24 protein-coding genes are annotated in these 24,835 nt (G+C 71.4%); 11 read left to right on the forward strand and 13 right to left on the reverse strand.

The features are described 5' to 3' along the window. Positions 1-4: 4 nt before the first annotated feature. A complete protein-coding gene (locus ACFWBQ_RS04535; RefSeq protein WP_385483779.1) occupies positions 5-616 on the forward strand; it encodes a hypothetical protein in 612 nt (203 codons plus the stop codon). 125 nt (positions 617-741) lie between these two features. Here the strand turns inward: ACFWBQ_RS04535 and soxR are convergent, their stop codons facing one another. Continuing rightward, positions 742-1,215, reverse strand: a complete 474-nt coding sequence (soxR, locus tag ACFWBQ_RS04540) for a redox-sensitive transcriptional activator SoxR (protein ID WP_385483781.1) — start codon at positions 1,213-1,215, stop codon at positions 742-744. A gap of 158 nt (positions 1,216-1,373) precedes the next feature. On the opposite strand from soxR, the gene ACFWBQ_RS04545 reads away from it, so the two are divergent. Beyond that, entirely contained in the window at positions 1,374-1,835 is a 462-nt protein-coding gene (locus ACFWBQ_RS04545) for a MaoC family dehydratase (protein ID WP_385483782.1), read from the forward strand. Positions 1,836-1,890: 55 nt separating this feature from the next. Here ACFWBQ_RS04545 and ACFWBQ_RS04550 read toward each other — a convergent pair whose 3' ends face one another. The 3 genes from ACFWBQ_RS04550 to ACFWBQ_RS04560 form a co-directional block, all read right to left on the reverse strand. Continuing rightward, the gene (locus tag ACFWBQ_RS04550; protein WP_385484003.1) at positions 1,891-2,514 is read right to left on the reverse strand and encodes a TetR/AcrR family transcriptional regulator; all 624 of its coding nucleotides are present in this window, start codon (positions 2,512-2,514) and stop codon (positions 1,891-1,893) included. Between the two features lie 84 nt (positions 2,515-2,598). Next, positions 2,599-2,889 carry a YiaA/YiaB family inner membrane protein gene (locus ACFWBQ_RS04555; RefSeq protein WP_385483784.1) on the reverse strand — a complete coding sequence of 97 codons (291 nt, stop codon included), beginning with the start codon at positions 2,887-2,889 and terminating at the stop codon, positions 2,599-2,601. A gap of 59 nt (positions 2,890-2,948) precedes the next feature. Then, the gene (locus ACFWBQ_RS04560) at positions 2,949-4,100 is read right to left on the reverse strand and encodes an acyl-CoA dehydrogenase family protein (RefSeq protein WP_385483786.1); all 1,152 of its coding nucleotides are present in this window, start codon (positions 4,098-4,100) and stop codon (positions 2,949-2,951) included. 65 nt (positions 4,101-4,165) lie between these two features. Here ACFWBQ_RS04560 and ACFWBQ_RS04565 point away from each other — a divergent pair, with 65 nt between their 5' ends. The 3 genes from ACFWBQ_RS04565 to ACFWBQ_RS04575 are packed head-to-tail and all read left to right on the forward strand — an operon-like array spanning position 4,166 to position 6,559. Further along, positions 4,166-4,840 (forward strand): TetR/AcrR family transcriptional regulator, encoded by a 675-nt coding sequence (locus tag ACFWBQ_RS04565; RefSeq protein ID WP_385483788.1) that lies wholly within the window; start codon positions 4,166-4,168, stop codon positions 4,838-4,840. 15 nt (positions 4,841-4,855) lie between these two features. Continuing rightward, positions 4,856-5,578: an ArsR/SmtB family transcription factor gene (locus tag ACFWBQ_RS04570; protein ID WP_385483790.1), complete on the forward strand. Its 723-nt coding sequence runs from the start codon at positions 4,856-4,858 to the stop codon at positions 5,576-5,578. 33 nt (positions 5,579-5,611) lie between these two features. Further along, complete coding sequence (locus ACFWBQ_RS04575) at positions 5,612-6,559, forward strand: DMT family transporter (protein ID WP_385483792.1); 948 nt, start codon at positions 5,612-5,614, stop codon at positions 6,557-6,559. A 188-nt stretch (positions 6,560-6,747) separates the two neighbouring features. Here ACFWBQ_RS04575 and ACFWBQ_RS04580 read toward each other — a convergent pair whose 3' ends face one another. The 7 genes from ACFWBQ_RS04580 to ACFWBQ_RS04610 all read right to left on the reverse strand — a co-directional run bounded on the left by ACFWBQ_RS04580 (position 6,748) and on the right by ACFWBQ_RS04610 (position 16,744). Next, complete coding sequence (locus ACFWBQ_RS04580) at positions 6,748-7,827, reverse strand: Zn-dependent alcohol dehydrogenase (RefSeq protein WP_385483794.1); 1,080 nt, start codon at positions 7,825-7,827, stop codon at positions 6,748-6,750. A 31-nt stretch (positions 7,828-7,858) separates the two neighbouring features. Next, on the reverse strand, positions 7,859-9,253 hold the full coding sequence (locus ACFWBQ_RS04585; protein ID WP_385483796.1) for an aldehyde dehydrogenase family protein: 1,395 nt from the start codon (positions 9,251-9,253) through the stop codon (positions 7,859-7,861). A gap of 201 nt (positions 9,254-9,454) precedes the next feature. After that, positions 9,455-10,792 (reverse strand): ABC transporter ATP-binding protein, encoded by a 1,338-nt coding sequence (locus tag ACFWBQ_RS04590; protein WP_385483798.1) that lies wholly within the window; start codon positions 10,790-10,792, stop codon positions 9,455-9,457. 141 nt (positions 10,793-10,933) lie between these two features. Beyond that, on the reverse strand, positions 10,934-12,265 hold the full coding sequence (locus tag ACFWBQ_RS04595; protein WP_385483800.1) for an MFS transporter: 1,332 nt from the start codon (positions 12,263-12,265) through the stop codon (positions 10,934-10,936). After that, positions 12,265-13,683, reverse strand: a complete 1,419-nt coding sequence (locus tag ACFWBQ_RS04600; RefSeq protein ID WP_385483802.1) for a CitMHS family transporter — start codon at positions 13,681-13,683, stop codon at positions 12,265-12,267. Before ACFWBQ_RS04600 ends, ACFWBQ_RS04595 begins: the two co-directional genes overlap by 1 nt. Positions 13,684-13,804: 121 nt before the next feature. Next, positions 13,805-15,985 carry a molybdopterin oxidoreductase family protein gene (locus ACFWBQ_RS04605; RefSeq protein WP_385483804.1) on the reverse strand — a complete coding sequence of 727 codons (2,181 nt, stop codon included), beginning with the start codon at positions 15,983-15,985 and terminating at the stop codon, positions 13,805-13,807. Between the two features lie 138 nt (positions 15,986-16,123). After that, positions 16,124-16,744: a TetR family transcriptional regulator gene (locus tag ACFWBQ_RS04610; RefSeq protein WP_385483806.1), complete on the reverse strand. Its 621-nt coding sequence runs from the start codon at positions 16,742-16,744 to the stop codon at positions 16,124-16,126. Positions 16,745-17,024: 280 nt separating this feature from the next. Between ACFWBQ_RS04610 and hmgA the strand changes: the two genes are divergently transcribed. The 3 genes from hmgA (at position 17,025) to ACFWBQ_RS04625 (ending at position 20,476) form a co-directional block, all read left to right on the forward strand. Next, positions 17,025-18,344, forward strand: a complete 1,320-nt coding sequence (gene hmgA / locus ACFWBQ_RS04615) for a homogentisate 1,2-dioxygenase (protein ID WP_385483808.1) — start codon at positions 17,025-17,027, stop codon at positions 18,342-18,344. 34 nt (positions 18,345-18,378) lie between these two features. Further along, entirely contained in the window at positions 18,379-19,164 is a 786-nt protein-coding gene (locus ACFWBQ_RS04620) for a GntR family transcriptional regulator (RefSeq protein WP_385483810.1), read from the forward strand. A 70-nt stretch (positions 19,165-19,234) separates the two neighbouring features. Beyond that, positions 19,235-20,476 (forward strand): type ISP restriction/modification enzyme, encoded by a 1,242-nt coding sequence (locus tag ACFWBQ_RS04625; RefSeq protein WP_385483812.1) that lies wholly within the window; start codon positions 19,235-19,237, stop codon positions 20,474-20,476. A 16-nt stretch (positions 20,477-20,492) separates the two neighbouring features. Here the strand turns inward: ACFWBQ_RS04625 and ACFWBQ_RS04630 are convergent, their stop codons facing one another. Next, positions 20,493-21,203, reverse strand: coding sequence for a TetR/AcrR family transcriptional regulator (locus tag ACFWBQ_RS04630; RefSeq protein WP_385483814.1), 711 nt, complete (start codon positions 21,201-21,203; stop codon positions 20,493-20,495). A gap of 63 nt (positions 21,204-21,266) precedes the next feature. Here ACFWBQ_RS04630 and ACFWBQ_RS04635 point away from each other — a divergent pair, with 63 nt between their 5' ends. From ACFWBQ_RS04635 to ACFWBQ_RS04645, 3 genes are all read left to right on the forward strand, one after another. After that, positions 21,267-22,235, forward strand: coding sequence for an ATP-binding cassette domain-containing protein (locus tag ACFWBQ_RS04635; protein WP_385483816.1), 969 nt, complete (start codon positions 21,267-21,269; stop codon positions 22,233-22,235). After that, the gene (locus ACFWBQ_RS04640) at positions 22,232-23,059 is read left to right on the forward strand and encodes an ABC transporter permease (RefSeq protein ID WP_385483817.1); all 828 of its coding nucleotides are present in this window, start codon (positions 22,232-22,234) and stop codon (positions 23,057-23,059) included. The genes ACFWBQ_RS04635 and ACFWBQ_RS04640 overlap by 4 nt, the downstream gene beginning before the upstream one ends. A gap of 70 nt (positions 23,060-23,129) precedes the next feature. Then, complete coding sequence (locus ACFWBQ_RS04645; RefSeq protein ID WP_385483819.1) at positions 23,130-24,359, forward strand: CaiB/BaiF CoA transferase family protein; 1,230 nt, start codon at positions 23,130-23,132, stop codon at positions 24,357-24,359. Positions 24,360-24,371: 12 nt separating this feature from the next. Here ACFWBQ_RS04645 and ACFWBQ_RS04650 read toward each other — a convergent pair whose 3' ends face one another. Further along, on the reverse strand, positions 24,372-24,635 hold the full coding sequence (locus ACFWBQ_RS04650) for a hypothetical protein (RefSeq protein WP_385483820.1): 264 nt from the start codon (positions 24,633-24,635) through the stop codon (positions 24,372-24,374). Positions 24,636-24,835: the final 200 nt, after the last annotated feature.

The following is a 24,835-nucleotide window of genomic DNA, read 5'->3' on the forward strand; positions in this document are numbered from 1 at the left end:
TGTCATGGCCGGTTTCCGGAGTCTTGCGAGACAGGTCCGCGATCCGCGGGGCGATCTGGCTTTGCGGCGGTACTCGCTGCGCAAATGCCTGGAGCGATTCGCCCCTTACGGCCACCGGGCCACCTGGGATCACCTGTGCGCCCGGCACGAGATCGAACCCGAGGACCGCGCTCCCGACCCGGTGCGCCTGATTCGTGCACTGGAGGAGCTGGAGGAGGCGCGGGACGTCTGGCTCGCGTACGAGACGGGCTTCGCCGAGCGGCGGCGACGGGAGAAGCACGACGGACTGCGCCGGCCCGGCGCGTTCGACGACTGGCACCGGCGGACCTGGGGCGGCAACGGCATCGCACCCTGCGACGACCCGGGGATCCATCCCGTTGCACCGCTCGCCGACGTGCTGGGGCGCCTGATCGCCGCCCTGAGTGCGGCGCCGGGCGCTGCCTGCCCGGTCTGTTCGGGTACCGGCATCATCTGGCGGCAGGATCTGGACCGGGAACCCTGGTCGGGCCCGGTCTGCACGGGGTGCGGCATCGTCGTGCCCCGCCCCGTACTGACCCCAGGAGCTCTGGCCAGGGCCAGAGGGATGAGGCCGAGGGATCTGGCATCGGTGGCCTGACGGGCGCGGGGGGCGCCTCACTGCGCGCGCCCCGCGTCGTCGATGTCCGGAGCCGGTTGCGCCTTGCCCGGAGCCGGTTGCGCCTTGCCCGGAGCCGGTTGCGCCTTGCCCGGAGCCGGGGACCGCTATGAACCGTCCGCCGCCTTGCGCTCGGGCATCAGGCGCGACCCCGTCATCCGTTCGCCGGACACATCGTCGGGGTTGGACAGCACACACGTCTCCAGCGACAGACACCCGCAGCCGATGCAGTCGGTGAGATGGTCGCGCAGCCGCCCCAGCTGCTTGATGCGCTCATCCAGCTCCGAGCGCCACGCCTCGGAAAGCCGCGCCCAGTCCTCACGGTTCGGCGTGCGCTCCTCCGGCAGCTCGGCGAGCGCCTCCCTGATGGTGGCGAGCGGGATACCGACCCGCTGCGCCGCGCGCACGAACGCGACCCTGCGCAGGGCGTCCCTGGTGTAGCGACGCTGGTTGCCGCTGGTGCGGCTACTGGTGATCAGGCCCTTGGACTCGTAGAAGTGCAGGGCCGATACGGCGGCGCCGCTGCGTGCGGAAAGCTGGCCGACCGTGAGTTCGTGAAGTCTCTGCGGGATCTGTGGCACTCCCCGAACCCTACTGGTCCTGGCTCGAACCCGGCCGCCCGCTTCGAAAACCTGGCCGGTCCGTCGTTGACAGGGAGGCACGGCCCAACCATGCTGAGCAAGCGCTTAGACATTCGTCGGGGACGACGGCAGACAGCCGGAAGGCAGGGACCAGGAACATGGCAGAGCCGAAGATCTTCACGTCCGCACAGGAGCTGCGGGACGGGGTGGGCGAGGAGCTCGGTCACAGCGAGTGGCTGGAGATCGAACAGAAGAGGATCGACCAGTTCGCCGAGGCCACCGGCGACCACCAGTGGATCCATGTGGATCCGGAGCGTGCCGCGGCCGGCCCCTTCGGCACGACGATCGCGCACGGCTATCTGACGCTCTCGCTGCTGCCCGCACTCGTACCGCAGATCATGCGGGTCGAGGGAATGAAGATGGGCATCAACTACGGGAGCAACAAGGTCCGCTTCCCCTCGACCGTGCCGGTGGGCTCGCGCCTGCGCGCCACAGCGGTGCTCAAGAGCGTCGAGGAGGCGGGCGGCGGCGTACAGGTGACCACCCTCGTCACCATCGAGCGCGAGGGCGGCGACAAGCCGGCCTGTGTCGCCGAGTCGGTGTCGCGCTTCTACTTCTGATCCGTACGGTCCGATCCGTACGGGGGCGCAGGCGGGCCATCGGGTGCGCGGGGCGCTACTTCTGCGCCCCGACCATGCGCAGGACGAGGTCGGCGTAGAGCGTGCCGACCTCGTCGGGCGTCCGGCTTCCCTGCGCATTGAACCAGCGCGCCACGTCGATGCAGAGCGACAGCACGGCCAGCGTGGTGCCCGGGACGTCGGGGACGTCGAACTCTCCCGCCCGGACGCCCTCGCTGATGATCCGGCGCACCGCGGTGTCGCTCTTCCTGCGCAGCTCGACGATCTCTGCGCGGTGTTCTTCGCCGAGTGCCTCGAGTTCGTACTGGACGACCCGTGCCGTGGTGTGCCGCTCGGCGTGCCAGCGGACGAAGGCCCGTACGGCGCCGGCGAGCCGCTCGGTCGCCGTGCCGTCCCTTTCGGCAGCCGTCTCCAGGAGGAGCAGGGCGCGGTCGTGACCGATCCTGCTGATCCGGTGGAGCAGCTCTTCCTTCGTCTTGTAGTGGATGTAGAGCGCGGCAGGGCTCATCCCGGCCCGCCCGGCGATGTCACGGGTGGTGGTCGCGTGATACCCGCGCTCGGCAAAGGCCTCGACGGCGGCGACGAGCAGTCGCCGGGCCGCCTCGGGCGTGACCTCACTCCACGGCGTCTCGTCGCCGTCGGTCTGCTCCGCCGTGCTCATGGTCACGTGCCCCTTCCCTCTGCAGGACGAACACCATACCGCGAACCTGAGCAAGCGCTTAGGGGTCGCCGGTGGCTGAGATCGTCAGAGCTTCTGGAAGGGGTCGTGCTCGGCGAGGATCTTCTCCAACCTGGCCTGGTCGACGCGGCTGATGATCTGCCCCGCCTCCTGACGGTCCCTGATGACCTTGGCCAGAGTGAAGCACGAAGTGACGAGATAGAGAACGCCGATGGCGAGGAAGGCGCGCACCCAGGCGTCGGCGTCGAGGAAGTAGATACCGAGAGCCACCGCGCCCATGGCCACTCCGAAGGAGAGGACGGCCTGACCGTAGAAGGCGGCGGTGCTCTGCTGCTTGACCGATGTTGTCTCACTCATGTGCACAGCATCGGGCGCGGTGGCGTACGGCACATCCGTCGGCGTACTCAGTTCGCCACTCAGAAGGCGGAGACACCCGTCAGCGCGCGGCCGATGATCAGCTTCTGGATCTGGCTGGTGCCCTCGTAGAGGGTCATCACTCGGGCGTCCCTGACCAGCTTGCCGACCGGGTACTCGTCGATGTAGCCGTAGCCGCCGAAGACCTGGAGCGCGTTGTTGGCGGCACGGACGGCCGCCTCGGAGGCGAAGAGCTTCGCCGTGGACGCGGCGGTGGCGAAGTCCTGACCCCGGTCGATGAGGTCGGCGACGCGCCAGGTCAGCATGCGGGCCGCGTCGACGTCCACGGAGATGTCGCTGATCAGTTCCTGGACGAGCTGGTAGCTCGCGATGGACTTGCCGAACTGCTCGCGCTCTCCCGCGTACCGTACGGCGGCGTCGAGGGCGGCCTGCGCGATGCCGACGCAGCCTGCCGCGACGGACATCCGGCCCTTGGCGAGGGCCGACATCGCGATGGAGAAGCCCTTGCCCTCCGGCCCCATGAGCGTCCCGGCGGGCACCCGGACGTCCTCGAGCACCAGCTCGGCCGTCGCCTGGCCGCGCAGGCCGAGCTTGCCGTGGACGGTGCGCCTGGTCAGTCCGGGGCTGTCGGCCGGCACCAGGAAGGCGGAGATGCCCCGGTGGCCGGGGGTGTCGTCGGTGCGGGCGAAGAGCAGGACGACATCGGCCCAGGTGCCGTTGGTGATGAACATCTTGGAGCCGTTGATCACGTAGTCGTCGCCGTCGCGCACGGCCTTCGTCGTCAGGTTGCCCGCATCGGAGCCGGTACCGGGCTCGGTGAGACCGAAGCAGCCGATGGCTTCGCCCGCGGTGAGCCTCGGCAGCCACTGCTGCTTCTGCTCCTCGCTGCCCCAGGAGGCGATGGTCTTGGCCACCAGGCCGAGCGAGACGGACACGATGCCGCGCACGGACGAGTCACCGCGCCCGAGCTCCTCGGTCACCAGGCAGTACGCGAGGTGGTCACCGCCCGAGCCGCCGTACTCCTCGGGGACGGTCAGCCCGAGGAAGCCGAGGGAGCCCAGCTTCTTCACGATCGACTTGTCGACACTCTCGGCCCGGTCCCACTCGACGACATGCGGGGCGATCTCCCGTGCGACGAAGTCCTCGGCGAGCTCCCGGACGGCTGCCTGCTCCTCGCTCAGCTCCAGGTTCATCCTGCGACACCCCACTTTAAATTAGCACTGCTAGTTTTCTGCTTGCAGGCCCTACTATGTGCCGCATGGCCCGACCGCGCAAGCCCCTCCTCAGCAGAGACCGCATCGTCGAGGCGGCGAGCGCACTCGTGGACGCCGAGGGGCTCGACGCCGTCTCGACCCGCCGGCTCGCGGCCGGGCTGGGGGTCAGCGGGCCCTCGCTCTACAACCACTTCAGGAACAAGGACGAGATCCTCGACGCGGTCGCCGACGCCGTGTCCGCCCAGGTCGATCTGTCGATGTTCGAGGAGTCCGACCCCCGCGACTGGCCGGCCGCCCTGCACGACTGGGCCGTCTCCTACCGTGCGGCGCTCGCCGCGCACCCGCACATCGTCCCGGTGCTGGCCCAGGGCCCCGGCCGCAGGCCGGCCGGCCTACGGGTCGCCGACGCCGTCTTCGGCGCGATGGTCCGGGCAGGCTGGCCGCCTGCCCAGGCGACCTACATCGGCGCGCTGATGCGCTACTTCATCACGGGTTCGGCACTCGGCTCCTTCGCCCGCGGATTCGTCGACGACGAGACGGCGTACGACCCTGCCGACTACCCCCACCTCGGCCAGGCCCACCTGTTGGCCGACCGCCGCCAGCAGGTCGACGAGGGCGCCTTCGAGACCGGGCTGCGAGCCCTGCTGGACGGCCTCACCCTGCAGTACGAGCAGACCGCGCCGAGCGGCACGGTTCGGCCGTCACCGAACGGCCGCTGACGCATCCTGGACCGTATGGCTCGCATGACACCGCACGGCCCGGCCGCGTCCCACCTCGCCGCCCTGGCCTCGCTGCTCGCCGACGAGACCCGCGCCGCTTTCTGTCTCGCCCTGCTCGACGGCCGCGCCTGGACGGCGGGCGAGCTGGCCCGGCACGCCGGGGTGGCCCCTTCCACGGCGAGCGAGCACCTGGGGAAGCTGGTCGCGGGCGGGCTGCTGACACAGGAGCGTCAGGGCCGCCACCGCTACGTGCGGCTCGCCGACGGCCGCACCGCCCGCCTCGTCGAGGAGCTGGCCGCCCAGGCCCTTCCCGACCGGGACGAGGAGCGTCCCAGGACCCTGAACGCGGCGGGCCTGAGCAGCGCACTGGCCAGGGGACGCACCTGCTACGACCATCTCGCCGGGCGGCTCGGCATCACGGTCACGGACGCGATGACCGCCCGGGGACTGCTGCGGCAGGACACGGGATTCGCCCTCACCGACGACGGACTCGACTGGTTCGCGGCGCTGGGAATCGCCCTGGAACCGAGGGGGCGCCGACCGCTCGTACGGGAGTGCCTGGACTGGACGGAGCGCCGCCCGCATCTGGCGGGGGCCGCGGGGGCCGCGCTGTGCAGTCATGCGCTGGAGGCGGGATGGTGCGTACGCATCGGGTCCGGGCGCGCGGTGAAAGCGACGCCGGACGGGGAGCGGGCCCTGTCCGAGCTGCTCGGCATCGACGCGGAAACAATTCGGTAGGTGCCGAAGCGTTGCGGGCCTAGTGTCGGGGCCATGACGACGACACCGACATCGCGCCGTGCTGCGCCGACTGCGGCAGGGCGCGACTGGCGGGCTCCGGCCGCCGCGTGCACCACGGTGGTCCTGTGGGCCTCCGCCTTCGTCTCCATCCGCAGCGCCGGCGAGGCGTACTCACCGGGCGCGCTCGCGCTGGGCCGGCTGCTCGCGGGGACGCTGACGCTCGGGGCGATCCTGCTCGTACGCCGCGAGGGGTTGCCCTCCCGGGCGGCATGGCCGGGCATCGTGGGATCGGGGCTGCTGTGGTTCGGGCTGTACATGGTGGCGCTCAACTGGGGTGAGCAGCAGGTCGACGCGGGCACCGCCGCGATGGTGGTGAACATCGGCCCGATCCTGATCGCCCTGCTGGGTGCCGGGCTGCTCGGCGAGGGGCTGCCGCGCAGGCTGCTCGCGGGAATGGCCGTGTCGTTCGCGGGGGCCGCGGTCGTCGGTCTCTCCATGTCCGGGCACGGGAGTTCCTCGGTGCTCGGTGTGGTGCTCTGCCTGGTGGCCGCGGTGGCGTACGCGGGCGGTGTGGTCATCCAGAAGCCGGCCCTGCGGCACGGATCCGCGCTGCAGATCACCACGTTCGGCTGCCTGATCGGTACGGTCGCCTGCTTGCCGTTCACCGGGGTGCTGGTCTCCGAGGCGGCCGACGCACCGGTCTCCGCCACGCTGAACATGATCTACCTGGGCATCTTCCCGACGGCGCTGGCCTTCACCACCTGGGCCTACGCCCTGGCGCGTACCACCGCGGGCCGGATGGGCGCGACGACGTACGCGGTACCGGCCCTGGTGGTGCTGATGTCGTGGCTGCTGCTCGACGAGGTACCCGCGCTGCTCACCGTCGCGGGCGGCCTGCTCTGTCTGGCCGGGGTGGCGGTCTCCCGGACCCGCGCGCGCAGGGCCGCGCCGCGGGAGGAGCCGACGGCCCGGGTTCCCTGACCCGGGCCGCTCAGCGAGAGGCCCGGGGGATGTCCGCACAGTCCCGCCCTGCGCCCGAAGGGCGTGGCCCGCGGCGTCCGGTGCGTGCCGTCATGAGGCGCAGGACCGGCGTCGTACCGGACGTACTCGGCCGGTGCGACAACGCGGCGCGTGTGCGTCGCGGGCCGGGCGGGACTGTGCGGCGGCCCCTAGAACACGACCAGGGCGCGACCGCCCTTGCCCGCGATCATGTTCTCGAAGGCCGCCGGAATACCGTCCAGAGCGATCCGTTCCGTCACCATCATGGAGAGGTCGAACCGGCCCGCGCGGATGTGATCGGCGAGCACGGGCAGGTCACGCGCCGGGTCGCTGTTGCCGTACACACAGCCTGTGAGCGAACGGCCCCAGTGGAAGATCTCCAGGGCGTTGAAGGTCACCACCTGGTCCTTCCCGCCGATGCCGACGACCGTGGTGCGGCCGCCGCGACGGGTGGACTCCCAGGCCCCACGGATCGTGGCGGGCCGTCCCACGCACTCCACGGCGACGTCCGCGCCCTGGCCGCCGGTGAGCTTGCGGATCGCGCGCGGGGTGGTGTCGGAGGCGATGACGTAGTCGGTGGCTCCGGCCCGGCGGGCGAGCTCCTCCTTCTCCGGTGAGACATCGACGGCGATGATCTTCGATGCCCCGGCGATCCGCGCGGCCTGCAGGACGGCGAGGCCGACCCCGCCGATCCCGAAGACGACGACGCTCTCGCCCTCGCGGACCCGGGCGGAGTGGTGCACCGCCCCGTATCCGGTCAGGACCGCGCAGCCGAGCAGCGCGGCGTCGGTGAGCGGGATGCCGGTCGGGGCGGGCAGCACGCAGTTCGCCGCGACGACGGTCTCCTGCGCGAACGCCGCGACGTTCAGCCCCGGGTGGAGCTCCGTGCCGTCGGCCGTACGGGCGTGGATGTTGGCCGCACCCTTCAGCGCGTCGGCACAGAGCCAGACCTCACCGATACCGCAGTGGAAACAGTTCCCGCAGGACGGCGCCCAGTTGAGGACGACCGCGTCGCCGGGGGCGACATGGCTCACCCCTTCACCGACGGCGAGGACCGTACCTGCGCCCTCGTGGCCGAGGACGGCGGGGACGGGCAACCGCATGGTGCCGTTCGTCAGGGACAGGTCCGAGTGACAGACGCCGGCAGCGGCGAGACGGATGCTCACCTGGCCGGGGCCGGGCTCGGGGAGTTCGATGTCGGTGATCTCCAGGGGAGCTCCGACGGCGGGCAGTACAGCGGCGCGGACCACGAACAGACTCCTTGACGGTCGGTTGAAGGCCTCAGAACTGAAGGGACTTGGTCTGCAGGTACTCGGCGAGGCCGTGCGGGCCGAGCTCGCGCCCCACTCCCGACTGCTTGTAACCGCCGAACGGCGCCAGGGGGTTGAACCGGCCGCCGTTGATGTCCACCTGCCCGGTGTCCAGGCGGCGGGCGAAGGCCACGGCCTCGGCATCGTCTGCGGCCCAGACCGCCCCGGCCAGCCCGTACACGGTGTCGTTGGCGATCCGCAGGGCGTCGTCCACGTCCTCGTACCGCAGGATCGAGAGCACCGGGCCGAAGATCTCCTCCCGCGCGATGGTCATACCGGGCGTGACGTCGGCGAACACGGTGGGGCTGACGTAGTACCCCTGCTCCTTGGGTGCCTCGGGGCCCCCGGCCACGAGGCGGGCGCCCTCCTCGATGCCCTTCTCGATGTATCCGCGCACCCGGGCCTGCTGCTTGGCGTTGACGACGGGCCCGACCCGCTCCCCGGGTACGTACTTCGCGACGGCCGCCGCCGCGAGAGCCACGGCCTCCTCGTACCGCTCGCCGTCGACCAGCATCCGGGTCCACGCGCTGCACGTCTGGCCCGAGTTGGACATCACGTTGGCGACGCCGACATTGACCGCCTTGGCGAGGTCGGCGCCCGGAAGGATGACGTTGGCGGACTTGCCGCCGAGCTCCAGGGCGACGCGCTTGACCGCCGCGCCCGCCGTGGCGCCGATCCGCCTGCCGACGGCCGTGGACCCGGTGAAGGAGACGAGGTCGACGTCCGCGTGCTCGGCGAGTGCCTGCCCGGCGACCGGGCCGAGGCCGGTGACCAGGTTGAAGACACCGGCCGGCAGGCCCGCTTCCTGGGTGACCTCGGCGAAGAGCTGGGCGGTGAGCGGGGTGTCCTCGGCGGGCTTGAGCACGACGGTGCAGCCTGCCGCGAGGGCGGGGGCCACCTTGGCGACGATCTGGTGGAGCGGGTAGTTCCAGGGGGTGATCGCCCCGACGACGCCGACGGGCTCCAGCAGGACGGTGGAGTTGCCCAGCTTCTCCTCGAAGGCGTACGAGGCGGCCAGCTCGGCGTACGAGCCCGCGACCAGCACCGGTACGCCCGCGTGCACCGCCTGGGACAGCGGCAGCGGCGAGCCCAGCTCCGCGGTGATGGTCTCGGCGATCTCGTCCTTGCGGGCGGCGAGCACGTCGCGCAGGGCGGCGATCCGTGCGGCGCGCTCGGCCGGCGGCGTGGCTGCCCAGCCGGGGAACGCGGCGCGGGCGGCGCGTACCGCGGCGTCGACGTCCTCGGCGGTGCCCGCCGGGACATGGCCGATGACCTGCTCGTCCGCCGGATTCACGACCGCGATCGTGTCCCGGCCCGCGGCGGGCCGCCACTCCCCGCCGATGTACATCCCGTCATGCGCCTTCATGGCTGTTCCTCCCGGGCTTGCTGTGCCTGCCGCCGTAGCCGTGCGTCGTACGGACGGATGCCGTCCCGGCCCCAAACTAGCGCTGTTAGTTTTTGGGCGCCAGGGAACGGCTGGAGACACAGGTCACGCACGGCTGCGGGCAACAGGGACGACCCGGTGCACGACAGGGAGTGAGCCCGCTCTCTCTCGTGCACCGGGTCGCTACACGTCGAGCCCCGGAATGACCTTGGGCAGGGGGCAGATCCGGCGCCCCGAGTGGTCGAAGACGTACAGATGCGCCAGGTCGACGAGGAGCGGTACCTGCCCGCCGGTCCGCAGCCGCATGTCGGGGCCGGTGCGCACCACGAGGTCGCTCGCCGTGACGGCCGGCCGGTCGGGGCTGCGTACGGCGTACGGTTCCGCGCCCGGGTCGTCGAGTACGGCGACGGAGCCGGTGGCGCGCTGCTTCAGGCGTTCCAGTACGCCGACGCCGCCGCCGGGTGCACGGCGGCGACGCTGCGGCGACTGCTGGCGGGCCGACTCCAGGTCGGGCACCACTGCGGGCTGTGAACCCGTGTTGAGGTGCACGAGCGCCTCGTGCCCCTGGTACTCGACGTGCTCGACGATGCCGCTGAGGGCGACCTCGCCGCGCCGGGCCTGGCTGGGCGGGGCGATCCGGACCGCCTCGGAGCGCAGGCCCACGATGATCCGGCGGCCCTGCTGGATGCGGAGCAGCTGGTGGTCGGGGCTGAGCGGTTCGGGCAGCGGCAGGCGCTGCCGGCCGAGGTCGATGGACATGCGGCCCTGGAGCGGGGCGTGGACGACGGCCTGGAGCAGATTGATCCTCGGGGTGCCGATGAACGCGGCGACGAACACGTTTTCCGGCGTCGCGTAGACCTCGCGCGGCGTGCTGACCTGCTGCAGCACTCCGCCGCGCATCACGGCCACCCGGTCGCCGAGCGACATCGCCTCGGACTGGTCGTGCGTGACGTACACGGTGGTGACGCCCAGTTCCCGGGTGAGCTGGGAGATTTCGGCCCGCAGGTGATTGCGCAGCTTCGCGTCGAGGTTGGACAGCGGCTCGTCCATCAGGAAGGCGGACGGATGGCGCGAGATGGCCCGGCCCATCGCGACCCGCTGGCGTTCGCCGCCGGAGAGCTGGCCGGGGTAGCGGTCCAGCACGCTGTCGATGCCGAGCATTCTGGCGGTGGACTCGACGCGCTCGCTGTTGTCCCTGCGCGGGTTCTCCAGCTTCAGCGGGAAGCCGATGTTGGCGCGATTGGTCATGTTCGGATAGAGCGCGAAGTTCTGGAAGACCATGGCCATGCCGCGTTCGCGCGGCGACACGTGGTTCGCGGGCTCACCGTCGAGCAGCAGCTCCCCCTCGCTGATCTCCTCCAGGCCCGCGATCATGCGGAGCACGGTCGACTTGCCGCAGCCGGACGGCCCCAGCAGCACGACGAACTCGCCGGGGTCGACGGACAGCGAGAAGTTGTCGACGGCGCGCGGAGCCCGTCCGTACGTCTTGCTGACGCTGCGCAGGGAGATGGCACGAGTCATGGTTCCGCCCGGGAAGGAGGGTGGGCTGCACGTGGGGAGCGGCTGCGTGGCCCGAAGTTAACCCACTGGGCGGGGTGTGGGAATGACTCGTGCGCAGGTTAAAAAGTTAAGTCGGCAAAGTGGCAGCGAAGGCCGGAAGTGTCAGGTGGGGTTCCGGTTCGCACAGGGGTGTTCGGTACGGGGCACGCCTGCGACCGGAGGGGTGTCCGCGGCCCCGGTCCGGCCTGCGGGTTCCGCGCCCCCGGTCCCGGCGACAAGATCCTCGGCCCCGGTCACGGCGACGGGATCCCCGGCCTTCGTCCGGCCGCCGCGCAGGCCGAGTCCCGCAGCCCCGACGAGCAGCGCGCCCAGCATCACGAACGGTGCGGCGCTGCCGGCGATTCCGGCGGTCAGCCCCGCCGACGCGGGGGCGGCGACCTGGCCGAGGCGGTTCCCGGTCAGCCGGAGGGCCAGCGCGGTGGAGCGGGCCTTCGCGGGGGCGGCCCGGACGACGGTGGTCATCGACAGGGGCTGGCCCACTCCCAGACAGAAACCGAGCAGCGCGAGCATCACGGCGAGCACCGGGACGGGTACGGGCAGGGCGATGCCCGCGCAGATCAGGCCTCCGAGCAGGCAGGTCGTGGTGAGCAGCGCGTTCCGGCCGAGAACGCGCAGCATCGGAGTCATCACCAGCCGGCAGGCGATGGTCGCGGCGGCCCGGATACTCAGCAGCAGTCCGACCGTGGCGGGTGCGATGCCGCGTTGTTCCCCGACGACCGGCAGGTAGGCGGTGAGGATGTCGGTGGCGGAGAGCACGGCGAGACTGATGAAGATGCCGGCCGGGACACCACGGGTGCGCAGGATCCGGCCGACCGGCACCTTCTGCGCCGCCTCTTTGGGGGAGCCGGCGGCAGTCCGGTGCTCGATGCGCCACAGGGCGGTGAAGGAGACCACGGCGACGGCTGCCGAGACGAGGAGGGCGACGGCGCTGGTACGGGCCATGGCGCCGTCCCGCTCCGAGATGAGGTAGCCGGCGGCGACCGGGCCGATGAGCTGGCCGAGGGAGGCACCGATCGTGAAGTGGCCGAAGTTGCGGTCCTGTTCGGCCGGCGCCGACTGTCGTGCGACGAGCGACTGGGCGCCGATCACGAAGCAGAGATGGCCGAGGCCCATGAGTCCGCTCCAGGCCGCCAGGGCCGGGAGGGATTCGGCACTGCCGCTGAGTGCGCAGCCCCCGCCGATCAGCACGACCCCCAGCGGCAGCAGGGGTCCGCAGCGGCCGTGGTCGGTTCTGCGGCCCAGTGGTACGGCGGCGAAGAGCGGCAGGAGCGCGTACACGCCCGCGATGACGCCGATCGCGCTCTCGTCCGCTCCGAGTGAGAGGGCCCGGTAGGAGACGGCGGGCCGCGCCATCGACACCGCCCCCTGGGCGAAGGCGAAGGCGATGACGAGGCGCAGCAGCCAGCCCCTGCCGGGCCGTGGTTCCGGAGGCATCAGATGATGCCGAAGAGAATTCCGGCGCCGAGGACCACCAGCGAGGTGAGCACGGCCCATTTGACGGTGAACCTGGTGTGGTCGCCGAACTCGACCTTCGCCATGCCGACCAGGACGTAGACCGCGGGTACGAGCGGGGACGACATGTGCAGGGGCTGGCCCACCAGGGAGGCTCGGGCGATCTCCAGCGAGGAGACGCCGTGGGCGGCACCGGCCTCGGCGAGCACGGGCAGGACACCGAAGTAGAAGCCGTCGTTGGACATGAAGTAGGTGAGCGGGAGGCTCAGTACGCCGGTGACGACGGCCATGTGCGGACCCATCGCATCGGGGATGGCACCGACCAGCCAGTCGGCCATGTGGTCGACCATACCCGTGCCGGTGAGCACGCCGGTGAAGACGGCGGCGGCGAAGACCATGCCGGCGACGTTGAGCACGTTGTCGGCGTGGGCCGCGATCCGGGCCCGCTGGTCGGGCATGTGGGGGAAGTTGACCGTCAGGGCGAGGGCCGCGCCGAGCAGGAAGAGCACGGGAATCGGCATCAGTTCCAGGATCATCGCCGCCAGCAGGGCGACGGTGAGGCCGGCATTGAACCAGTAGAGACGGGGGCGCAGGGTGGACCTGTTGGGGTCGAGGCCCTTGAAGTCCTCGTCCTTCTCACCGTCCTCGGCGTCCGTGCCGTCCCCGCCACCGATGCCGCCGCCACTGCCCGCGGACGGCGTGCCCTTCACCAGCCGGTCCCCGCCACTGCCCGCGCCCACGAGGACGGTCTCGGGTTCGTGCACGAGCACCTCGTCGAGGGTGAGCGTGCCGAGGCGCTTGCGCTCGCGGCGGCCGAGGACGCACGCCAGGAGGATGACGGCGAGCAGTCCGACGGCGAGGGCCGGGATCATCGGGACGAAGATGTCGGCCGCGTCCAGCTTGAGCGCGGTGGCCGCGCGGGCGGTGGGACCGCCCCAGGGCAGGGTGTTCATGACACCGTTGGCCGTGGCGGCGACACCGGTCAGCACGACCAGGCTCATCTTCAGCCGCTTGTAGAGCGGATACATCGCCGAGACGGTGATCATGAAGGTGGTGGAGCCGTCGCCGTCCAGCGAGACGATCGCGGCGAGTACCGCCGTACCGATGACGATCCGCATCGGGTCGGCCTTGCAGAAACGCAGGATCCCCCGGACGACCGGATCGAAGAGGCCGACGTCGATCATCACACCGAAGTAGACGATGGCGAACATCAGCATCGCGGCGGTCGGCGCGAGTGTGCCGACGCCTTCGATGACGTAGTCGCCGAGCTTCGCACCCTGCCCGACGGCTACGCAGAAGAGTGCGGGGATCAGGACCAGCGCCGCGATCGGCGACATCTTCTTCATCATGATCAGGACCAGGAAGGTCGCGATCATGGTAAATCCGAGGATTGTCAACATGTGGGATACCTAACGTTCACCTTTGAACTCTCACCGGTGTCGGCGATTCGGATGACGTTAGGTGTCCCGGCGGGGCGTTAACAAGATGTTGACGTGTGAGCAATACGAGCAAAACCCCAGGTCAGCGAGTAGGTGCTACGGAGACGGGGATGGCGTTGAGCACGGCGGTGCCGGACAGCGGGTCCAGGAGAGTGCCGTCGAGCAGCTGGTTCACATTGACTCCCGGCCCGGTCTCGGCGACGGACATGCGCGTGCCCGGGCGGCTGTGTCCCCAGCCGTGCGGAAGGCTCACGACGCCGGTCCGCACCGTGTCGGTGATCTCGGCGGGTGCCTCGACCTCGCCGCCCGCCGCGGTGATCCGTGCGGTGGCACCGTCGGCGAGCCCGATACGGGCGGCATCGTCGGGGTGGATCTGCAGGGTGCAGACGTTCGAGCCGCCGCGGAGCGAGGCGACGTTGTGCATCCAGCTGTTGTTGGAGCGCAGATGACGGCGGCCGACTAGGACAAGACCCGTGGGCCGTTCGTCCAGCGCCGCCCGAAGCCGTGGCAGATCGGCGGCGATCGGCGCCGGGAACAGCTCGATGCGGCCACTGCGGGTCTTGAGCAGCTGCGGAATGCGGGGCTTCAGCGGACCGAGGTCGATGCCGTGCGGATGGGCCAGGAGCCGTTCCAGGGTGAGGTCGTACGGGCCGAGGCGCAGCATCAGGTCGAGGCGCCGCTCGGCGCCGGTGCGACCCGTCAGCTCGGCGGCGAACTCCTCCGGAAGGCCGGCCTTGGCGAGGGTGGTGGCGATGACCATGTCGTCGACCGCTTCGGGCGGTGCGCCGTGCATACCGCCGACGGCGAGGACCAGCCGGGCGAGGATCTCGCTCTCGCCCATGCGGCCGTCCTGCAGCGGGACGGCCGGGCGGGTGTAGCGGACCTGGTTGTGCACGGCGAGCGAGTTGAGGGCGAAGTCGAAGTGGGCGCTCTGCGAGGGCGGCGGCGGAGGCAGCACGACGTCCGCGTGGCGTGAGGTCTCGTTGAGGTACGGGTCGACGCTGACCATGAAGTCGAGACCGCCGGCGAGCGCCCGGTCGAGCCGGTCGCCGTCGGGGGCGGAGAGCACCGGGTTGCCGGCGACGACGACGAGGGCGCGGATCCGCCCCTCCCCCGGCGTTTCGATCTCCTCGGCGAGTGCGGCGACGGGGAGTTCGCCCTTGGCCTCGGGGTGGCCGGAGACACGGCTCGCCCAGCGGCCGAGCGCGAAGCCCTTGCCGGGGGCGGCGGCACGGGGTGCGCGGGCGGTGGCGGAGAGGGGGAAGAGCGCGCCGCCGGGGCGGTCGAGGTTTCCGGTGAGGATGTTGAGTACGTCGACCAGCCAGCTGGCCAGGGTGCCGTGTTCGACGGTGCAGCTGCCGATGCGCCCGTAGACGGCCGCGGCGGGGGCTGCGGCCAGTTCGCGGGCGATCGCCCGTATGGTGCCGGCATCGATGTCGCAGGCGGCGGCGACGGCCTCGGGGGTGAAGTCCTTGATGGCCTCGGCCAGTTCGTCGTAGCCGTCGAGGTGCTCGGCCAGCGCGCCGGGGTCGGCGAGCTTCTCCTCGAGCAGGACCTGGGTGAGCGCGGCGAGCAGGAGGGCGTCGGCCCCCGGACGGATCGCGACGTGCCGGTCCGCGAGACGTGCGGTGCGGGTGCGGCGCGGGTCGATGACGGTGAGAGTGCCGCCGCGCCTGCGCAGCGCCTTGAGCTTGCCCGGGAAGTCGGGGGCGGTGCACAGGCTCCCGTTGGACTCGAGCGGATTGGCGCCGATCAGGAGCAGATGGCCGGTGCGGTCCAGATCGGGTACGGCGATGGCGTTGGCATCACCGAAGAGCAGGCCGCTGGAGACGTGCTTGGGCATCTGGTCGAGGGTGCTCGCGGTGAAGACGTTGCGGGTGCCGAGCGTGGAGAGAAGCAGCTGCGGGTAGAGCCCACCGGCCATCGTGTGCACATTGGGGTTGCCGAGGACGACCCCGACCGACTGCTTGCCGTGCTCCTTCGTCAGGGCCGGGACCCTCGCGGCGATCGCGTCGAAGGCCTCGCTCCAGGTCGCCTCCCGCAGGACGCCGTCGGTGCGCACGAGTGGGGTGCGCAGCCGGTCGGGGTCGGCGTCCAGACCTCCGAAGGACGCCCCCTTGGGGCAGATGAAGCCCTGGCTCAGGACGTCGTCACGGTCGCCGCGGGCGCCGGTGACCGTGGTTCCCTCGATGGTGAGGGTGAGTCCGCAGGTGGCCTCGCAGAGCGGGCAGATACGCAGAGCGGTGCGGGAATCATGGGACATGGGCCCTCCCCGGGGCGGCGACAGCAGTGGCGCACGGGCATGCACCTTCGGGCCGCGGACCGCACAGCGGGTGTGAGCTCCCGGCCGGACCGAGCATACCGACCGGTACGGATGCTGGCGAGGTGTTGGCGCCACCTGTCATTCGAGGACCCGCGCGAGATAGGCCTGGATCAGCACGCGGGTCTCTCCTATCAGCGCCGGGTCGCCCGACGGGTCGGCATGGAAGGCGAGTTGGAGCACCGCGTCGGCGGCCTCGACACAGACCAGTACCGTCCGCAGCAGATCGGTGTCGGGGTCGCGGCCGAGATGACCGGAGAGCAGGGAGGCCAGCCGGCCCGCGACCCGGCGGTTCGATTCGTCGAGCGGGTCACCGGCCGGGGCGGGAGGGCCGAAGTCGACGAGGGCGAAGCCGGGGACCGAGCGCTTCATCGCCAGATACTCATCGAGTACGGCGTCGATGGCGGTCCGCCAGTCCTCGGTGGGGATGTCCGCGAGGCGGGCCACGATGCGCTCGGCGTAGAGGTCCAGATTGCGCTCGGCGAGGGCCTCGACCAGCCCCCGCTTGTTGGAGAAGAACCGGTAGACGGAGCCGATGGGCACACCCGCACGGTCGGCCACCGCCCGGGTGGAGAGCTGTTCGTAGCCGGTCTCGTCGAGGAGCCCGGCACAGGCGTCGAGGATCCGGGCGAGACGATCGGCACTGCGCTGCTGCACGGGGGCGCGCCGGAGGTTCCTGTTCGCGTGAGGCACGGGCTCCATGATGCCGTGGGACCGGCCGGGTGTTCATCCACCGTGCGCGCCCCGAAGGCCCGGCCGGGGGGTCCCGCCCGGCCGGGCGGGCCACGGAGCCCGGCCCGCATCACCCGGCCCTCAGCGCCCGTATCCGCGCCTGATCCCGCCGCGTCGTCGCATCGGCCGTCACGGACACGGCGCCGCGCTCTCCGTATGCCGTTGACGGGCAGCGTTTCGATTCCTACGGTTGTCCATAGGATTCTTCGTCGGGGGATCCGCGGGATTCCTCTTCCACCGGGAGCGCATGATGAGCGGCATCGAACAGGCCAGGAAGACGGCGGAGACCCTCACCTGCAGTGCCGGTTTCGGCAACGAGCACAGCTCGGAGGCAGTGCCCGGAGCCCTGCCGCACGGCCGGAACTCTCCGCAGCGCGCGCCGCTCGGTCTCTACGCGGAGCAGCTGAGCGGTTCGGCCTTCACCGAACCCCGCGCACACAACCGCCGCTCCTGGCTCTACCGGATCCGCCCCTCGGCGGCCCATCCCCCGTTCGTCCGTGTCGACAACGGCACCCTGCGCACCGCGCCCTTCACCGAGACGGTTCCCGACCCCAACCGGCTGCGCTGGGACCCGCTCCCCGAGCCCTCGCCCGGTACGGACTTCCTGGCCGGCCTGTGGACGCTGGGCGGCAACGGCGACGCCGCGCAGCGCACCGGGATGGCCGTTCACCTCTACCATGCGAACTCCTCCATGACGGACCGGGTGTTCAGCGACTCCGACGGTGAGCTCCTGATCGTGCCCGAGCGCGGCGGCCTCCTGCTCCGTACCGAACTGGGCCTGCTGCGCGTCGAACCGGGCCATGTGGCACTCGTCCCGCGCGGTGTCCGCTTCCGGGTCGAGCTCCTGGACGCCACCGCCCGCGGCTACGTCTGCGAGAACTACGGGCAGCCGTTCGTCCTGCCCGACCTGGGCCCGATCGGCGCCAACGGCCTGGCGGCCGCGCGGGACTTCCTGGCGCCCGTCGCGGCGTTCGAGGACCGTGAGGGACCGGTCGAGGTCGTCAACAAGTTCTGCGGGAACCTCTGGTCGGCGACGTACGGCCACTCGCCGCTCGACGTCGTCGCCTGGCACGGCAACCACACCCCGTACGTCTACGACCTGCGCCGCTTCAATGTCCTCGGCACCATCAGCTTCGACCACCCGGATCCGTCGATCTTCACCGTGCTGACCTCTCCGTCCGACACCCCTGGGCTGGCCGGAGTCGACTTCGTCGTCTTCGCCCCGCGCTGGCTGGTCGGCGAGGACACCTTCCGCCCGCCGTACTTCCACCGCAATGTGATGAGCGAGTACATGGGACTGATCGAGGGCGCGTACGACGCGAAGGCGGGCGGCTTCGTGCCCGGCGGCGGCTCGCTGCACAACATGATGTCGGCGCACGGACCGGACCGTGAGACCTTCGACCGGGCGAGCGCGGCGGAGCTGAAGCCGCAGAAGATCGACGACGGGCTGGCGTTCATGTTCGAGACCCGCTGGCCGGTCACGGCGACCGCCCAGGCCTCGGCCGCGGACCATCTGCAGCACGGGTACGACGAGGTGTGGCAGGGTCTGAGCCGCAACTTCCGGCCGTGAACCCCCGCAGCCGGCCACTGCCCAGAAAGCCCAGATGAACCGGATGAATCAGGTGAACGAGGTGACTCACACCCCGGCCTTCGCCCCCGACTCCCTCGTGCTGAACCGGAAGCTGCCCCTCTGGTACCAGGTCTCGCAGTCGCTGCGGGCCTCGATACTGGGCCGCCCCCAGGACGCCTCGCCGCGGCTGCCCACCGAGGAGCAGCTCGCCGCGCACTACGGCGTCAGCGTCCTGACCATGCGCCAGGCGCTCAAGGAGCTGGAGACGGAGGGCCTGATCAGCAGGCACCGGCGGCGCGGCACGTTCATCGAGCCGCGCGCCCGGCGGGTGTCACCGGTCCGGCTGCTGGGTTCGATCGACGCCATCGTCGCCCAGCAGTCGGGTGAGCGGACCACCGTCCTCGGTCATGGTCCGGCCCCCGTCCCGGGCGATCTCGCCGAGTTCTTCCCCGACTGCTCCGAGGTGGTCGGCTACCGGCGGCTGCGCTGCGACGACGAAACGGGCGAGCCCACGAACTGGGCGGAGAACGCGGTGCGTCCCGACGTCGCGGCCGGGATCGACGTGGCCGATCTCGAGCGCTGGCCGATGACGAAGGTGCTGCGCGATGCCGTCGGCGTACGGATCTCCCGGATCACGGACACGGTCGAGGCCCGCCTCGCCGACCCGGCCACGGCGGAGCTGCTCCAGGTCCCGCTGCTCAGCCCGATCCTGCACTACACCGGCGTGACGTACGACGACGACGGCCGGGTGGTGGACGTGGCACGGATCCGGTACCGGGGGGACCGCTTCTCCTTCTCCGTGACGGTGGAAGCGCACTGACCGCCCCGCCCCGACCGCCCGCCGTTACGATGCCCTGGGCGGCGGACGTGGCGACGGGGAGGACGACACGGTGGCAGCACGGGTGGCGGCCGGAGCCGGCGGGGACGAGGGGATCCCGCTGCTCGACGACCTCATGCCCTGGTCGGTGCGGCCCCTGAGAACGGGGCGCCCCTGGGTGACCGCGCCGCATGCGGCCTCCCTCAGGGCCCGCTGGGACCTGCTGGTACGGGCCGAAGGCGCTGAGCAGGAACGGCTGTTCCGCTCCAGCCGCTCCCGTACCCCCCTGACTCCGGCCGCGGCGCTGCCGGGCCGCACCACCGCGACGGGCAGGTTCGCCCGGGACCCGGGCCCGTATCCCGAACCCGTGCGGATCCTGCACGGCCCCTTCGACGAGCAGTGGCTGATCCCCGACCAGCGGCTGCTCGACGCGGCCCGCCCCGAGCTGTGGCGGGTCGCCGACGAGCACCAGGTCTTCGCGGTCGAGCACGGATACGTACCGCAGGACACAGGCCCGGCCCTGTCCGTGACGGCGCTGCTGCCCGACGGGCACTCCCCCGCGGGCCGGCCGGGACGGATACGGCCGCTCTACCGGCGTCCCGGCGGCGGGGAGCCCAATCTCGCGCCGGGCCTGCTCAGCCTGCTGGGCGCCCGGTACGCGGCCCCGGTCGACCCGGAGTCCGTGCTTGCCTGGACCCTCGCCGCCGCCCGCCCCTCCCCCGCCGGGTGCCTCGTACCGCTGCCCGCCGACGGCGCCCTGTGGGCCGAGGGTGTGGAGCTCGGCCGGGAGCTGCTGCGCCTGCAGCTGCGCGGGGCACGAGGCGGGCAGCGCCCCCGGCTGCCGGGCGGGCGCCGGCCCTATGTGCGGGCCGCGCTACCGCCCCGGCCGTCCGCGCTGCGCTACGACCCCGGCGACGAGGTGCTCACGCTCGGCGAGGGGCCCGGCGAGGGGCGCATCTCACCCGTTCCGGCCGGAGCGTGGGAGTTCCGGGTGAGCGGCGTCCGGATGCTGGAGCTCTGGTTCGGGCGCCGCACGGCGCAGGACGCGCCGGAAGGCCTGGAGGCGCTGCACCCGCGCGACTGGCCGCAGGAGTGGACCTCTGAGCTGCTCGAACTGATCACCGTTCTCGCCCTGCTCGCCGAACTGCAGGCAGCGCAGGCCACGTTGCGGAACCGGCTCGCCCTGGAGCCCGCCATCGCCCGCTCCGCGCTGCGGGCGGCCGGGGTGGTGCCGGCTCCGGTGACGGCCCGGCGGCCCGCCTCCGTGCTGGACCATCACGAGGAGGGCCCGGAGGGGCAGTTCGCGCTGCTGTGACCGCCCCGGCGGGCCGCTACCGCTCGAACGAGTCCAGTACCCGGCCCAGCGCCCGGTCGAAGACACCCTCCAGATCGATCGGCCCGGGGTCCTCGGCGAACCCGGCCGCCAGGCGGGGGTACTTGCCGGTCGTGATCTGGCTGATCAGATAGTTGGTGCGGGCCGCGTGCTCCTGCTCCTCGGTCCAGGGCAGCGAGCGGCTGCGTTCGGCCGTGGCGATCTCGTTGGCCGTATAGGTGGTGACCACGCCGTTGACCATGGCGATGAGCTCCATCTTCTCGCCGAACCGGGCATCGAGCCCCTCCAGGCAGCTCAGCGAGTACTCCATGTAGGCCAGCACGTTCGGGCTGAATCCGTAGACCGGTGACATCAGCCGCGGCACCCAGGTGTGGCGGTGCATCATCGCGCGGGCCTGGCGCGCGAGAGCAATCATGTCGGCACGCCAGTCGCCGGACGGCTTCTCCGGCAGGTCGTACCCGCCGCTGACCGCATCGAGCATCAGCTCGTACAGGTCCTCCTTGCGCGGCACGTAGTTGTAGAGCGACATCGTGCCGCAGCCCAGTTCCGCGGCCACCTTGCGCATCGACACCGCGTCCAGGCCCTCGGCGTCGGCGATACGCACGGCGGCTGCCGCGATGTCCGCGCGGCTGAACGCGGGTTTGGGCCCGCGGCCCGCACGCTCGGGGCGCGCCCAGATCACTTCGGGTACAGGGGGTCGCCCCGCCATCGGTCATCACCTCGCTCACCATCGTAGTTACGTACACCGTACGTAGTGCGCTACGGTAGACCCATGACAACTACGTACGCTGTACTTAGTGAAGGTCTGGAGAAGACGTACGGAGACGTCCACGCCCTGCGCGGGCTCGACCTCGCCGTCGCCGAGGGCGCCGTCTGCGGTGTGCTGGGGCCGAACGGCGCGGGAAAGAGCACCGCCGTCCGGCTGCTCACCACGCTGACGAGCCCGGACGGCGGCAGCGCACGGGTCGCCGGCCACGACGTGGTCCGCGAGGCCGCCGCGGTGCGCGCGGCCATCGGAGTCACCGGACAGAGCACCTCGATCGACGGCGAGCTCTCCGGGCGGCAGAACCTCCGGCTCTTCGCGCGACTGCTCCGCTTCCGGGGCCCCGCGGGCCGCTCGCGTGCCGACGAGCTCCTCGAACACTTCGGGCTGACCGAGGCGGCCGACCGCCCCGCCCGCACCTACTCGGGAGGTATGCGCCGCCGCCTCGACCTCGCCGCCGGTCTCCTCACCCGCCCGCAGGTGCTCTTCCTCGACGAGCCGACGACCGGACTCGACCCGCACAGCCGCAACCAGATCTGGGGGGCGGTACGCGAACTGGCGCAGCGCGGCACCACGGTCCTGCTGACCACGCAGTATCTGGAGGAGGCCGACCAGCTGGCCGACGACATCGTGCTGATCGACCGGGGCCGGGCCGCCCACCGGGGCACCCCGGCCGAGCTCAAGTCCCTCATCGGCAGTTACGCGGAGGTCGTCGTCGCACACGAGTCGGCGCTCGGGGCCGCGGCGGCCGTGCTCGACCGGTTGACCGGCGCCGAACCGACACTCGACCACGAGCACCGCACCATCGGCGTCGTCGCGTCCGACGCCACCCTCACCCTGCCGCGCATCGTCCGCGAACTGGACGCCGCGGGCGTCCCGGTGATCGATGCGAGCCTGCGCCCGCCCACCCTCGACGAGGCCTTCCTCCGCCTGACCGACCGCGGCGGCGTCCGCGCACCGAAGGAGCCGGCAGCATGAGTGCCACGACCCTGGTCCACGAGCAGAACCCGCCGCCCGTCACGGGCTCCCTGACGGCCGACGGCCTGGCCATGGTGGGCCGTCATCTGCAGAAGATCAAAGCCGCGCCCGGTGTACTGATCCTGACCCAGACCATGCCGATCACGATGCTGCTGTTCTTCGGCTACGTGTTCGGCAGCGCACTGGCTGTCCCGGGGCAGGAGTACCGCTCCTTCCTGGTGCCCGGCCTTCTCGCCGCGACAGCGGCCAACGGCCTCATGACCGGAATGTTCCAGGCGGCGCAGGACTGCGACCGCGGGGTGATGGACCGCTTCCGTACGCTGCCGACGAGCCGGGCCGCCGTACCGCTCGGCTCCACCGGCGCCGAGGTGCTGACCACGGCCGTCGGCATGATCCCGCTGATGCTCGTCGGGCTCGCGGCGGGCTGGCGGATCGAGGGCGGCCCGGCTGCCGCACTCGGGGCGTACGGGCTGCTGCTGCTCTTCCGGTTCGCCACGTCGTGGGCGGGCTACTGGCTGGGCCTGCTCATCCGCAACGAGGAGGCCGCGGGACAGCTGGGCAGTGCGACCTTCATCCTGCCGCTGCTGTCCAGCGCGTACATCCCGACGGACAACATGCCGGGCTGGCTGCGCACCGTCACCGAGTGGAATCCGATCAGCGCCCTGGCCTCGGCCACCCGCGAACTCTTCGGCAACGCGACCCCGGCCGAAGGCGCTGCCTGGCCGGTCGCGCACCCGGTGGCCGGCACGCTGGCCTGGGCGGCCGTCCTGCTCGCCGTGTTCGTCCCGCTGACCGTGCGCCGTTACGCGCGCGGCACGGGCTGAACCACGAACGCCCGTGAGCGGGGGCGGACGGGATGACAGAAGTACTGCGTACAAGGTAGGTACGGTGCTCATGAGCACTCAGCCCCTCCCTTTGGACGGCATCACCGTGGTCGCGGTCGAGCAGGCCGTCGCCGCCCCCTTCGCCACCCGTCAGCTCGCCGACCTCGGCGCCAGGGTCATCAAGATCGAACGACCCGACGGAGGCGATTTCGCCCGCGGCTACGACACCGCGGCACGCGGGCTCGCCTCCCACTTCGTCTGGTGCAACCGCGGCAAGGAGTCCGTCGCGATCGATCTCAAGGACCCTCGCGGGCTGGCCGTGGTGCGCCGCCTCGTCGCGGACGCCGATGTGTTCGTCCAGAATCTGGCGCAGGGAGCGGCCGCACGGCTCGGACTGGACGCCGCCGCCCTCTGTGCCGCACACCCGCGTCTGGTGGCCGTGGACATCTCCGGCTACGGCGCCGAGGGGCCCTACGCGCACAAGCGCGCCTACGACATGCTCGTCCAGTGCGAGGCCGGCCTGGTGTCCGTCACGGGAACCCCCGGGCAGCCGGTCAAGGCCGGGATTCCCGCCGCCGACATCGCCGCCGGGATGTACGCCTTCTCCGGTGTGCTCGCGGCGCTGCTGCGGCGCGCCACCACGGGACGCGGCGGTCCGGTGGAGATCTCGATGCTGGACTCACTGGCCGAGTGGATGGGGCATCCGCTGCACCATGGGATGCATGGAGGTGAAACCCCGGCGCGCACGGGGCTCGCGCACGCGGTCATCGCCCCGTACGACGCGTATCGCACCGCGGACGGGGAACAGGTGCTGCTCTCCGTGCAGAACGACCGGGAGTGGCGGCGCCTCGCCGAACAGGTACTGGAGCAACCGGAGCTCGCGGACGATCCGGCCTTCGCGACGAACACCGCCCGGACGACGAACCGGGAGCGGACCGATGCGGTGGTGGGGCAAGCACTCGGGCGGCTGACCGGTACGGAGGCGCTCGCCGGGCTGGACGCGGCGGGGATCGCCTGCGCCCGGCTGAACACCGTCGCGGACGTGGCGGCGCACCCTCAGCTGGCCGCACGGGGCCGGTGGCGGGAAGTGGCTTCACCGGTCGGCGCGTTGCGCACACTGCTGCCGCCGATCACGCTGCCGGGCGGAGCGGAGACGCCGATGGGTGCCGTACCGGCGCTGGGTGAACACACCGACGCAACGCTGCGGGCCCTGGGGATGACGGACGGGCAGACAGCAGCACTGCGCCGGGACGGAGTGATCGCGGGTACGACCCTGAGCGGTGGGCCGGACCGGTCGTGACAAGCCGTCGGATCAGCGGCGGCTGCCGAAGAGCGAGCGGCGCAGTCGCCGCAGCGGCGCGAAGAGCGAGACACGCGCGCTCCTGCTCCTGCGGGTGTGTCCGGCATCGCGCGAGGTGAGCTCGAGCATCAGCAGCGTCGCTTCCGCGGACTCGCGCTGCGGAACGGCGGGGCCGCCCAGCACTGCGAGATGGCGGTCGAGGCGCGAACTGGTCGCACTGCTCCCACATGTAATGGCAGGCACACGCGCCCTGCTGCGCACCGTTATCTGTTCCATGTCACTCCCCACCCGTACGAGGGCACCCGGCCCGGGCAGGTTAACCCTATCGCCCCGCGATGACACCCGTGTATCCCGGCTGCAGGATTACGTACATGTATACGGAGGTTGACGGTCGGTCACCGAATCCCCGGAGGGAGGAGACCTCCGGCGGACGAGGCCTCCTCCCCGGCGGACGACCGGGCCTGTTCGCGCTGTGC

This window comes from Streptomyces sp. NPDC060035 (assembly GCF_042736635.1).
Taxonomy (GTDB): Bacteria; Actinomycetota; Actinomycetes; order Streptomycetales; family Streptomycetaceae; genus Streptomyces.

Coding starts and splice junctions, on each gene's coding strand:
- ACFWBQ_RS04565 (WP_385483788.1), top strand. CDS start 4,166: ATGGCCCGACCGCGCAAGCCCCTCCTCAGCAGAGACCGCATCGTCGAG.
- ACFWBQ_RS04590 (WP_385483798.1), bottom strand. CDS start 10,792: ATGACTCGTGCCATCTCCCTGCGCAGCGTCAGCAAGACGTACGGACGG.
- hmgA (WP_385483808.1), top strand. CDS start 17,025: ATGAGCGGCATCGAACAGGCCAGGAAGACGGCGGAGACCCTCACCTGC.
- ACFWBQ_RS04560 (WP_385483786.1), bottom strand. CDS start 4,100: ATGAACCTGGAGCTGAGCGAGGAGCAGGCAGCCGTCCGGGAGCTCGCC.
- ACFWBQ_RS04595 (WP_385483800.1), bottom strand. CDS start 12,265: ATGCCTCCGGAACCACGGCCCGGCAGGGGCTGGCTGCTGCGCCTCGTC.
- ACFWBQ_RS04610 (WP_385483806.1), bottom strand. CDS start 16,744: ATGGAGCCCGTGCCTCACGCGAACAGGAACCTCCGGCGCGCCCCCGTG.
- ACFWBQ_RS04620 (WP_385483810.1), top strand. CDS start 18,379: ATGAACCGGATGAATCAGGTGAACGAGGTGACTCACACCCCGGCCTTC.
- ACFWBQ_RS04545 (WP_385483782.1), top strand. CDS start 1,374: ATGGCAGAGCCGAAGATCTTCACGTCCGCACAGGAGCTGCGGGACGGG.
- ACFWBQ_RS04645 (WP_385483819.1), top strand. CDS start 23,130: ATGAGCACTCAGCCCCTCCCTTTGGACGGCATCACCGTGGTCGCGGTC.
- ACFWBQ_RS04635 (WP_385483816.1), top strand. CDS start 21,267: ATGACAACTACGTACGCTGTACTTAGTGAAGGTCTGGAGAAGACGTAC.
- ACFWBQ_RS04605 (WP_385483804.1), bottom strand. CDS start 15,985: ATGTCCCATGATTCCCGCACCGCTCTGCGTATCTGCCCGCTCTGCGAG.
- ACFWBQ_RS04600 (WP_385483802.1), bottom strand. CDS start 13,683: ATGTTGACAATCCTCGGATTTACCATGATCGCGACCTTCCTGGTCCTG.
- ACFWBQ_RS04535 (WP_385483779.1), top strand. CDS start 5: ATGGCCGGTTTCCGGAGTCTTGCGAGACAGGTCCGCGATCCGCGGGGC.
- ACFWBQ_RS04570 (WP_385483790.1), top strand. CDS start 4,856: ATGGCTCGCATGACACCGCACGGCCCGGCCGCGTCCCACCTCGCCGCC.
- ACFWBQ_RS04575 (WP_385483792.1), top strand. CDS start 5,612: ATGACGACGACACCGACATCGCGCCGTGCTGCGCCGACTGCGGCAGGG.
- ACFWBQ_RS04550 (WP_385484003.1), bottom strand. CDS start 2,514: ATGAGCACGGCGGAGCAGACCGACGGCGACGAGACGCCGTGGAGTGAG.
- ACFWBQ_RS04585 (WP_385483796.1), bottom strand. CDS start 9,253: ATGAAGGCGCATGACGGGATGTACATCGGCGGGGAGTGGCGGCCCGCC.
- ACFWBQ_RS04630 (WP_385483814.1), bottom strand. CDS start 21,203: ATGGCGGGGCGACCCCCTGTACCCGAAGTGATCTGGGCGCGCCCCGAG.
- ACFWBQ_RS04650 (WP_385483820.1), bottom strand. CDS start 24,635: ATGGAACAGATAACGGTGCGCAGCAGGGCGCGTGTGCCTGCCATTACA.
- ACFWBQ_RS04640 (WP_385483817.1), top strand. CDS start 22,232: ATGAGTGCCACGACCCTGGTCCACGAGCAGAACCCGCCGCCCGTCACG.
- ACFWBQ_RS04555 (WP_385483784.1), bottom strand. CDS start 2,889: ATGAGTGAGACAACATCGGTCAAGCAGCAGAGCACCGCCGCCTTCTAC.